Annotated in this window: 10 protein-coding genes; 4 read left to right on the forward strand and 6 right to left on the reverse strand. The window is 61.2% G+C overall.

Features of this window, described 5'->3' with window-relative positions:
- Positions 1 to 130 precede the first annotated feature (130 nt).
- Entirely contained in the window at positions 131 to 724 is a 594-nt protein-coding gene (locus ACOQOT_RS15770) for a 2-hydroxychromene-2-carboxylate isomerase (protein ID WP_420560141.1), read from the reverse strand.
- A 218-nt stretch (positions 725 to 942) separates the two neighbouring features.
- On the opposite strand from ACOQOT_RS15770, the gene ACOQOT_RS15775 reads away from it, so the two are divergent.
- The 4 genes from ACOQOT_RS15775 (at position 943) to ACOQOT_RS15790 (ending at position 4,815) form a co-directional block, all read left to right on the forward strand.
- A complete protein-coding gene (locus tag ACOQOT_RS15775; protein ID WP_420560142.1) occupies positions 943 to 2,241 on the forward strand; it encodes a DUF3422 family protein in 1,299 nt (432 codons plus the stop codon).
- Positions 2,242 to 2,453: 212 nt separating this feature from the next.
- Positions 2,454 to 3,683: an argininosuccinate synthase gene (locus ACOQOT_RS15780; RefSeq protein ID WP_420560143.1), complete on the forward strand. Its 1,230-nt coding sequence runs from the start codon at positions 2,454 to 2,456 to the stop codon at positions 3,681 to 3,683.
- A 10-nt stretch (positions 3,684 to 3,693) separates the two neighbouring features.
- The gene (ppa, locus tag ACOQOT_RS15785; RefSeq protein ID WP_420560144.1) at positions 3,694 to 4,239 is read left to right on the forward strand and encodes an inorganic diphosphatase; all 546 of its coding nucleotides are present in this window, start codon (positions 3,694 to 3,696) and stop codon (positions 4,237 to 4,239) included.
- A gap of 159 nt (positions 4,240 to 4,398) precedes the next feature.
- Positions 4,399 to 4,815 (forward strand): hypothetical protein, encoded by a 417-nt coding sequence (locus ACOQOT_RS15790; RefSeq protein ID WP_420560145.1) that lies wholly within the window; start codon positions 4,399 to 4,401, stop codon positions 4,813 to 4,815.
- On the opposite strand, the gene ACOQOT_RS15795 is transcribed toward ACOQOT_RS15790, so the two are convergent.
- From ACOQOT_RS15795 to ACOQOT_RS15815, 5 genes are read right to left on the reverse strand one after another with little or no spacing between them, the layout of a single operon-like run.
- Positions 4,812 to 6,317, reverse strand: coding sequence for a serine hydrolase domain-containing protein (locus tag ACOQOT_RS15795; RefSeq protein ID WP_420560146.1), 1,506 nt, complete (start codon positions 6,315 to 6,317; stop codon positions 4,812 to 4,814). The genes ACOQOT_RS15790 and ACOQOT_RS15795 overlap by 4 nt on opposite strands.
- A gap of 31 nt (positions 6,318 to 6,348) precedes the next feature.
- Positions 6,349 to 7,338: an aldo/keto reductase gene (locus ACOQOT_RS15800; protein WP_420560147.1), complete on the reverse strand. Its 990-nt coding sequence runs from the start codon at positions 7,336 to 7,338 to the stop codon at positions 6,349 to 6,351.
- A 36-nt stretch (positions 7,339 to 7,374) separates the two neighbouring features.
- Entirely contained in the window at positions 7,375 to 8,271 is an 897-nt protein-coding gene (folD, locus tag ACOQOT_RS15805) for a bifunctional methylenetetrahydrofolate dehydrogenase/methenyltetrahydrofolate cyclohydrolase FolD (protein WP_420560148.1), read from the reverse strand.
- Between the two features lie 11 nt (positions 8,272 to 8,282).
- Positions 8,283 to 8,639: a DUF167 domain-containing protein gene (locus ACOQOT_RS15810; RefSeq protein ID WP_420560149.1), complete on the reverse strand. Its 357-nt coding sequence runs from the start codon at positions 8,637 to 8,639 to the stop codon at positions 8,283 to 8,285.
- Positions 8,636 to 8,929 carry a YggT family protein gene (locus ACOQOT_RS15815; protein WP_045443115.1) on the reverse strand — a complete coding sequence of 98 codons (294 nt, stop codon included), beginning with the start codon at positions 8,927 to 8,929 and terminating at the stop codon, positions 8,636 to 8,638. The genes ACOQOT_RS15810 and ACOQOT_RS15815 overlap by 4 nt, the downstream gene beginning before the upstream one ends.
- Between the last annotated feature and the right edge of the window lie 66 nt (positions 8,930 to 8,995).

Raw genomic sequence — 8,995 nt, forward strand, 5'->3', positions numbered from 1 at the left:
AGGCGTTGCCTAACTGCACACACCGAGTGTCACCCCGGCTTTATGCCGGGGTCCATACCAATGCTTGCCGCAAGTTCGAAAGCCGGCAGTGGCCTCCTACTTGGCCCCTGCATCACGAGGCATAGATGCTTCACTTCCCCTTCGCCCAGTTGAAGGCCTGCTCCATGCGGTCATGGCCCCAGAAAAGCTCATCGCCGACGGTAAAGCTCGGCGCGCCGAAAATGCCGCGCTCCCAGGCTTCATCGGTCTGCGCCCGCAAAGCGTCTTTGTTTTCCTGGGTGAAGGCGGCGGCAAAGGCCTCTTCCGGCTCAACGCCGACAAGATCGAGCACTTCGGCGAGCACCGCGTCATCCGAAATCGTCAGCCCGTCGACAAAATTCGCCCGGTAAACAGCACGGCTGAAATCCTCGCCCCAGCCTTCCTTCATACCGGTAAGCGCGAGGCGCGCGGCCTTCAGTCCGTTCTGCGGAAAGTGTGAGGGCTTATTGAAGGGCAGCTTATAGGCCGCGCAAAGCCGCTCAAGATCGCGCCACATATAGCGCCCCTTCACCTCATAAACATTGAAAGGGGAATCCTGCAGGCCCTGCTCGAAAAAGATCGGCCCGAGCAGCATAGGCCGCCAGATAACCTCCACCCCCGCCTTTTTGGCGAAAGCGTCCACCCGCATCGCCGCCGGATAGGAATAGGTGCTCGCAAACTCGTACCAGAACTCGATTTTCGCCATGTCCATCCCCGCGAAAGGCTCACTATTGCCCTTTTCCTAGCACGCGGAGCCCTGCGCGGCGATCCTTCAACGGCGCGGTCTAGCTTGCGGAAATGACAGAGAAAGCACCCGACGTCCACCCGGCGGCTCCAGCCCGCCCTTGCGGAAAGCGCCCGATCCGCTCTATACCGGCCTTTCCTTCAACCCCGCCGGCCTTCAACCCCACCGGAACACCTGCCTTGGTCAAACTCAGCCCGTTTCACGAACATCCCCAGCGCGAGAAGCTGACAAACGAGGTGCATTCGCGTCCGCCCGCCGAAGTGCCGGGGCCGATGATCTGCACCCATTTGGCGCTGCTCACCGGAGAAAACGGCTTTGAAGGCGAGCGCATTCACTTGCGTGAACTGGCCGCGCTTTTCGGCGCGAAGGCCCCGGAAAAGTTCGGCAACCACCTGGTGCTGGAGCTCGGCAACCGCAAGCTCGTCTGGGAGCGGCATACGGAATTTTCCACCTATACGTTTTTCGAATATCTGAGCGAAAACCGGAAACCGGAAGAAGCCTTCGCCCATCCGCCCTTGAGCGCGCTGCCGGAAAACTGGAAAGAGAAACTCTCCGGCGAATTGCTCGTCGCCATTAATCTCGCCGTGGTCAGCGCCCCGCCCGAAGAGATCGACCCGCATCTGAACGCGCTTTTCGATCCCCAGCGCCTCATCGGCGCGCGGGTGGCGGGCGGCGCAGCGGCGGCATGGACCGACTTCACACTGCATGAAGACGGGCTGTCGCGCATCCTCATCGCCAACCAGTCTTTGAAGCCGGGGCGCATGGGCCGCCTCGTGCAGCGGCTTTTGGAAATCGAAACCTACCGGATGATGGCGCTTCTGGCCTTTCCGCTCGCCCGCGCGCTCGCCCCTGAAATTTCCAACATGGAACAGGAGCTGGCCCGGATTGCGACGGAGACCGCCTCGATCAAGGGCCTGGCGGACGAGCAGCGCCAATTGCAGGAACTCACTTCGCTTGCCGCCCGCGTCGAGCAGCTGACCGCGCGCACCGATTTCCGCTTTTCGGCAGGCCGGGCCTATTATGATCTTGTGGTGCGGCGGATCGGCGAGCTCGACGAGCAAAAGCTGCCTGGCATCCAGCAAATCTCCACCTTCATGGAGCGCCGCCTAGCGCCCGCCATGAGCACCAGCGAGGCGATGGACCGCCGCCTCGACACGCTCTCCCAGCATATCGCGCGGGCGAGCGGCCTCTTGCGCACACGGGTGGAAATCGCGGTGCAGGAACAGAACCAGAGCCTGCTTTCCTCCATGGAAAGCCGCGTGCGCCTGCAAGTGCGCCTCCAGGAAACGGTGGAAGGGCTCTCCGCCGTCGCGATTTCCTATTACCTGCTCGGCATCATTCACTATGCGCTTGAGGCCGCTCATGAGGCGGGCCTGCCCGTCCACCCCAATCTGGCGGTCGGCATCCTCGCTCCCATCATGCTGGTGGCGGTCTATCTCGGCGTGCGCTCGGTGAGAAAGCGCCTTAAAGGCAGCTGAAACAGGAAAAAATGCGGCCCTTCGCCCCTTCCTCGCCGAAAGAATAACCAAAGGGCGCCGGAAAGGGGCGGAAACCCCTCGCGCCCCCTTGTCTATAAGGGGCTTTTGCCTATAGTGCGCCGCAACAAGGGGGGCCGCCCAGCGTCCCCGTTCCGGCCGGCCCGAAGGCCGGAAAGACCGGCAAGCCGCCACCCTTAGCGAGGGGACACGCCATGAGCGACAGCAAGAAAAACGTCAATAAAGTGGTACTCGCCTATTCCGGCGGGCTCGACACCTCCATCATCCTGAAATGGCTTCAGGAAGAATATGAGTGCGAGGTCGTCACCTTCACCGCCGATCTCGGCCAGGGCGAAGAGCTGGAGCCGGCCCGCAAAAAGGCCGAGATGCTCGGCATCAGGGAAATCTATATCGAGGACCTGCGCGAGGAATTCGTGCGCGATTATGTCTTCCCGATGTTCCGCGCCAATGCCCTTTATGAAGGCATCTACCTGCTCGGCACCTCCATTGCCCGCCCGCTCATCGCCAAGCGCCAGATCGAGATCGCGCGCGAAGTGGGCGCCGATGCCGTCTGCCACGGGGCGACCGGCAAGGGCAACGACCAGGTCCGCTTCGAGCTCGGCTATTATGCGCTGAACCCGGAAATCAAAGTCATCGCTCCCTGGCGCGAATGGGACCTGACCTCGCGCACCAGGCTCATCGAATTCGCCGAAAAACACCAGATCCCCATCGCCAAAGACAAGCGCGGCGAAGCGCCCTTCTCCGTGGACGCGAACCTTCTGCACATCTCCGCCGAAGGCAAGGTGCTGGAAGACCCCGCCGAAGAAGCGCCCGAATATGTTCATAGCCGCACCGTCGCCCCGGAAGAGGCACCCGACAAGCCGACCTATATCGAGATCGGTTTTGAAAAAGGCGATCCCGTTTCCATCGATGGGGAAAAGCTGTCCCCCGCCGCCCTTCTCACCAAGCTCAACAAGCTGGGCGGGGACAATGGCATCGGCCGGCTCGATCTCGTGGAAAACCGTTTTGTCGGCATGAAGTCCCGCGGCGTTTACGAAACGCCGGGCGGCACCGTGCTGCTTGCCGCCCACCGCGGCATGGAAAGTCTCACCCTCGACCGCGGCGCCATGCACCTGAAAGACGAGATCATGCCGCGCTATGCCGAGCTCATCTATAACGGCTTCTGGTGGAGCCCGGAGCGCGAGATGCTCCAAGCGCTGATCGACAAGAGCCAGGAAATGGTGACGGGCTCCGTGCGCGTCAAACTCTATAAGGGTAATGCGACGGTCGTTGGCCGTTCTTCGCCCTACTCGCTCTATTCCATGGAGCACGTCACTTTTGAAGAAGACAGTGTTTACGACCAGCGCGATGCGGAAGGCTTCATCAAGCTGAATGCGCTGCGCCTGCGTCTTCTTCGCTCCCGTAACAACCGCGTAAAGTCATAGCAGAGGTATCATGCGTCTAGACGCCATCCCGATTGGCAAGAACCCGCCCTACGACATCAATGTCGTAATCGAAGTCCCCCATGGCGGCTATCCGGTGAAGTACGAGCTTGATAAGGCATCGGGCGCACTGGTGGTGGACCGTTTCCTCCACACCTCCATGAACTATCCCTGCAATTACGGCTTCGTGCCGCACACGCTGTCCGATGACGGCGATCCGGTGGACGTGCTTGTCGTCTCGCGCATTCCGGTCGTGCCCGGCGCGATCATGCGCTGCCGTCCCATCGGCGTTTTGATGATGGAAGACGAAGCAGGCCAGGATGAAAAACTTCTCGCCGTACCGGTCGAAGCGCTCAATCCTTATTACAAGAATGTCGCTTCCTACGAAGACCTGCCGGAAATTCTGATCAAGCGCATCGCCCATTTCTTCGAACATTACAAAGACCTCGAAGACGGCAAATGGGTGAAGATCAACCGCTGGGGCGGACCGGAAGAAGCCGCAAGCCTCATCGTCAGCGGCATCGAAGCGGCAAAGAACGCAAAAGAAGCTGCCGAGTAAATCGGGCTTCCTTAAAAATCGCAAAACCGGCTCCTCATAAAGCGGGCCGGTTTTTTGTTGCCCGTCCCCGCACTTGCGTTTTTGCAAAACTGAACCGTCCGCCCCCTTGCGCGCGCCGCCGCTCCTTGCGCATGCTGGCCCCCTGGAAGGGAGAAAACCATGCCGCAAAGCGCCGAAGAGACCTACAAACTCTGGCATCAATTCGTGGAAACGGGCGATGCGAAATTCCTGCCCGCGCTCTTTGCCGAGGACGCGGTGCTGCGTACGCCGGTTTACTGGAAAGAGCGCAAAGGCATTGAGGTTTTCGTCATCATGAGCTGCGTGCCCGAAGCGCTCGGCCCCATCACTTATGTGCGTGAATGGATCGACGGCAAGGACTGGGCGCTGGAATTTTCCGGCAAGATCGATGACATTGAATTCAAAGGCATCGACCTCATCACGCTGGGCGAGGACAACAAGATCAAACTGATCGAGGTCATGCTGCGCCCGCCAAATGCCGGCGCGCTTTTCCGCGCGCGCATGGAAGAGCTGGTGACAAAGGCAAAGGCGGCGCTCGAAAAAGGCGCAGCTTCTTAAAAGGGAACGGCGGCAGCGGGCAGTTCCCATCCGGGCTGAAGACCCAGCACCTGGCCTGCCACTTCCTGCGCAAGCTTATCGCCATCGGATGAATTGGTGAGAATGACGACGCCGCCCCGGCGCGCCGGGTCGATCACCATAAGCGAGGCGAACCCCGGATTGGCGCCCCATTGCCAATATGTCTTGCGCCCTTCCGCTTCCCGCATGCCGATCCCGAGCCCCCATTCGACATTATCTGTCACGGGGACGGTTTCGCCCATCATCCGCTCGCGCCACTCACTCCCGAGACGGCGCGCCTGAATGAAGCCCGCCATGAAGCGTCCGAGATCGCCCGCCGTGCTGCGCAGGGAACTCGCCGCATTGAGCTCGCCCGCCGGCATGCGCGGCACCGGGATGTGCTGGCTCAAAATTCCCACGCTGAGGCCGATGGCAATGAGAAAGGAGACGGTACTGACAAGCCGCCCGCTTCCCTCATCCCCGCGCGACAGTGTGCCGTCGCGCGGCCCGTAAAAGCCGAAAAGTCCGGCCAGAAAACTAACAATGAAATAAAGCACCGCCAGAGCGGCAAGATAAGCGACCGTGACGATCAGAATAAACGGCATGCGCCCCGTGCCGATATAGGGCCAGACCAGCGCCACTGCCGTGACAAAGGCAAGTCCGGCAGGCGGCAAAGCGTCCGTCCAATAATATTTCGGCCGGTCGAGCGCGAAGCGATAAAGCGCCCAGCCCGCGCCGATGAAGACGAGGCTCAGCGCGAGGAACGGCAGAAGAATGATCAGCACCGGCTGCAGCACCGGCACATAGCCGCGCGCCATGTGCTCCAGCGCGCCGGATGGCAGCGCGAAATAACTCTCGCTCATGCCGAAAGGCGCAAAAACGAGATCGCGCATCACGGTTTGAAAATCCGCCGCCGCGATTTCTTCCACCGCGTGCTGGAGATACATATAGCCGATGCCGGAATAGGAAAACCTGCGCCCCGGCGCAAAAGCAAGCTCGCTATCGGGCGCGGCGATATTATTGCCGAGACCGGATGTGTGGGCGAGCAATTGGCGCACCGTCAGCGCGGAAACATCCCCCCCTTCCATCGGCCAGGGCCGGGGCAGCGCTTTTTCGAGCGGCGCATCGAGCGGCAGGAAACCCTCCCGCGCCAGAATGAGAATGCCGTAAGCGCTGATGCTTTTTCCGAGCGATGCCGCCTCGAAAAGCGTTTCCTTCCGCACCGGCGCGCCGTTCCATGTATCGGCAACACCGAACGTGCCTTCATAGACAAGCTGCCCGTCCCGCACCACGGCAATCGCCGCGCCCGGCACATCGAGTTCGGCAAGGCGGCGGGGCACGTAAAGCTCCATCGCCTGCACCATTTCTTCCTGCGGCCAGGAGAGCATGCCTTGATCGTCGCGGTAGCGGTCGGCTACAGCAGGAGAAAGGGAGAGTGAGAGACAAAAGAAAGCGAGGGCGGAAAGCGCAACCTCTTTGAAGACTGCCGAAGAAATCCGCCGCATAAGCCCCCTCATCCTTGCCCCCGGGTACCGTTCAATCGATCGGCATGCGCGGGATTTGAAAATTAAGCCGCAGCGCATCGATCTTCTGGCGCGGTTCCGGCTCAAGCACGCCTGCCTCCGCCGCCTTGGCGCAGGCGCGCAGCTCCTCGCGGTTCTTCACCCCAAGCACGACCGTATCCACCCCCTCCATGGAAAGCGCATAGCGGTACGCAATGATCGCCGGGTCTTCCCCAAGCTCCGCGCAAAGCTTGCGGAAGGGCGCGGCTTTTTCAAAATCGCGCACTTCCGGATGATCCGCCGGCAGCTCCCGGTCGAGCGCTTCGGTCAGCGCGCCGGCCTGTACCGCCCGGATGCCCATGACGCCCACACCGTTATTCTTGGCCGTGCGGATGATGTTGCGCGGCTCCGGCGGCTCGTCATAGCGGCGCATGGAGCCGGCGGAATCGAGAAGGTTGGTCACGGCCTGCACCGCGGCGGGTTTTTCATCATGGCGCAGCGCGTCCATGATGGATTTCGGCAGGCCCGTACCCGTAATCCCCCAATCCGCGATCAGCCCTTGCGCTTTCAGCTTCGCCATCGCCGGAATGACGGCATCGGCATAAAGGCTCCAGCGCGTCGCCCAGCGCGTCTGCGTTTCCGCATCGTGCTTATAGACGTAATCGTCGGGGCAAATATTCGTATGAAGGAAAAAGAGATCCACCCGTTCGAGCTTCATCGCTTCCAGGCTGCGCCGCAGCGAGCGCTCGAGTTTACCGTAAACATCTCCCGGTTCCGGCGAGCCCAGAAAACATTTCGTCGTCACCCGCGCGCCGCCCGGCAATTTGCCGCCAAAGGCCTCCCCGACCACGGCTTCCGCTTCTCCGCGCCCGTAAAGCGGGGCCATATCGAATAGCGTAATGCCGAGATCGACCGCCTCACGCGCTGTTGCCACCGCCTCTTTACGGTCCGTTTCGCCCCAGACTTGGCCTAGCCCCCCGCCCCCGAGGGTAAGCAGGCTGACGGGCCAAAGAGAACCGAGCATGCGCTGTTCCATATCGATAGGCCTTTCTCGACGGGGCTAAAGTCCTTCGGGCGCGGCGATCCCTGCCTGACGGCAGGCGGCAATGAGCGTGTTGTGCAAGAGGCAGGCAATCGTCATGGGGCCGACGCCGCCCGGCACCGGCGTAATGGCGCCGGCGACTTCTTTTGCCGCCGCGAAATCGACATCGCCCACAAGGCGGGTCTTGCCTTCGCCTTTTTCCGGCGCGGGAATGCGGTTCATGCCGACATCGATGACGGTTGCGCCGGGCTTCACCCAGTCGCCCTTGACCATCTGCGCGCGTCCGACGGCGGCAACGAGAATATCCGCACCCGCAGCCACTTTGGCGAGATCCGCCGTGCGCGAATGGGCGATGGTGACGGTGCAGTTTTCTTTCAAGAGAAGCTGCGCCACCGGCTTGCCGACAAGATTGGAGCGGCCGATCACCACCGCATTCTTGCCCGCAATATCCGCCATCACATCCTTGATCAGCATCAGACAGCCAAGCGGCGTGCAGGAGACAAGCCCGTCAAGCCCGCTGGCAAGGCGCCCGGCATTCACAGGGTGCAGCCCGTCCACGTCCTTATCCGGAGAAATCGTATCGATGACTTTCTGCTGGCTGATCTGATCCGGCACCGGGAATTGCACAAGAATGCCGTGTACGGACGGGTCGGCGTTGAGCTCGCGCACTTTCGCAAGCAAGTCCTCTTCGCTCGTGTCCGCAGGCAATTTGAACTCGAAAGAGTTCATGCCCACTTCCTTCGTCGCGATACCCTTGTTGCGGACATAGACCTCGCTTGCCGGGTCGTTGCCCACCAGCACCACCGCAAGGCCCGGCGTCAGCCCGTGGTCTTTTTGAAGCCGCGCCACATGCTCGCCGATACGCCCGCGCAGGCCCGCCGCATAAGCTTTGCCGTCGATGATCCGTGCCGTCATCCCGTCTTCCGTCATTTCTTTCTGGCGGCCGCCTCGAGCCGGGCTTGCAAAGCCCCGCTCTCTTCCAGCTGCGCATCTTCAATCAACACCACTTTCGTGCGGCCCGTTTCCCCGCTTAAAACACGAAGACGCCCGGCAGGCAGACCGAGCGACTTGGCAAGCAGTTTCAAAACGGCGCCGTTCGCTTTTCCCTTTTCCGGCGCGGCGCTGACACGCAGCCGCAGGAGAGGGGCCCCGTCCGCATCTTCCTCCCAGCCGTCTATCTGGCTGGCCTTTGCCCCCGGCACCACTTTTAAAGTAAGCGCAAGGCCGTCCGGGTGGGCGCGCAGGCCCGCGCCCTTTTCCTCTTCTCCGGCCAGCCCGCTCAATAGCCCATCAGCGCCGGGGCGACATAATAGGCAATGATGTCCTGCAGCAGGATAAGGCCCAGAATGAGCACGACGGGCGAGAGGTCGAGTCCGCCCAGATCCGGCAAGACCCGGCGGATCGGCCGCATGGCAGGTTCCGTCATCCGGTAGAGCATATCGGCCACCGTGAAGACGAAACGGTTCTGCGTGTTCACCACATTGAAGGCGATGAGCCAGCTTAAGATGGCGCTCGCAATCACGATCCAGATGTAAAGCTGAATAACGAGCATGATGATATTGAGAAAGGGCATATGCCGCCGCCTTGCGAATCTGTGAGAAAATCCCGAGGGTTAGATGTAAACGCGCTGGCCCCCTTG

Source organism: Tepidicaulis sp., assembly GCF_965222285.1.
GTDB lineage: Bacteria > Pseudomonadota > Alphaproteobacteria > Parvibaculales > Parvibaculaceae > Tepidicaulis.

Coding starts and splice junctions, on each gene's coding strand:
- ACOQOT_RS15815 (WP_045443115.1), bottom strand. CDS start 8,929: ATGCCCTTTCTCAATATCATCATGCTCGTTATTCAGCTTTACATCTGG.
- ppa (WP_420560144.1), top strand. CDS start 3,694: ATGCGTCTAGACGCCATCCCGATTGGCAAGAACCCGCCCTACGACATC.
- ACOQOT_RS15795 (WP_420560146.1), bottom strand. CDS start 6,317: ATGCGGCGGATTTCTTCGGCAGTCTTCAAAGAGGTTGCGCTTTCCGCC.
- ACOQOT_RS15770 (WP_420560141.1), bottom strand. CDS start 724: ATGGCGAAAATCGAGTTCTGGTACGAGTTTGCGAGCACCTATTCCTAT.
- ACOQOT_RS15780 (WP_420560143.1), top strand. CDS start 2,454: ATGAGCGACAGCAAGAAAAACGTCAATAAAGTGGTACTCGCCTATTCC.
- folD (WP_420560148.1), bottom strand. CDS start 8,271: ATGACGGCACGGATCATCGACGGCAAAGCTTATGCGGCGGGCCTGCGC.
- ACOQOT_RS15790 (WP_420560145.1), top strand. CDS start 4,399: ATGCCGCAAAGCGCCGAAGAGACCTACAAACTCTGGCATCAATTCGTG.
- ACOQOT_RS15800 (WP_420560147.1), bottom strand. CDS start 7,338: ATGCTCGGTTCTCTTTGGCCCGTCAGCCTGCTTACCCTCGGGGGCGGG.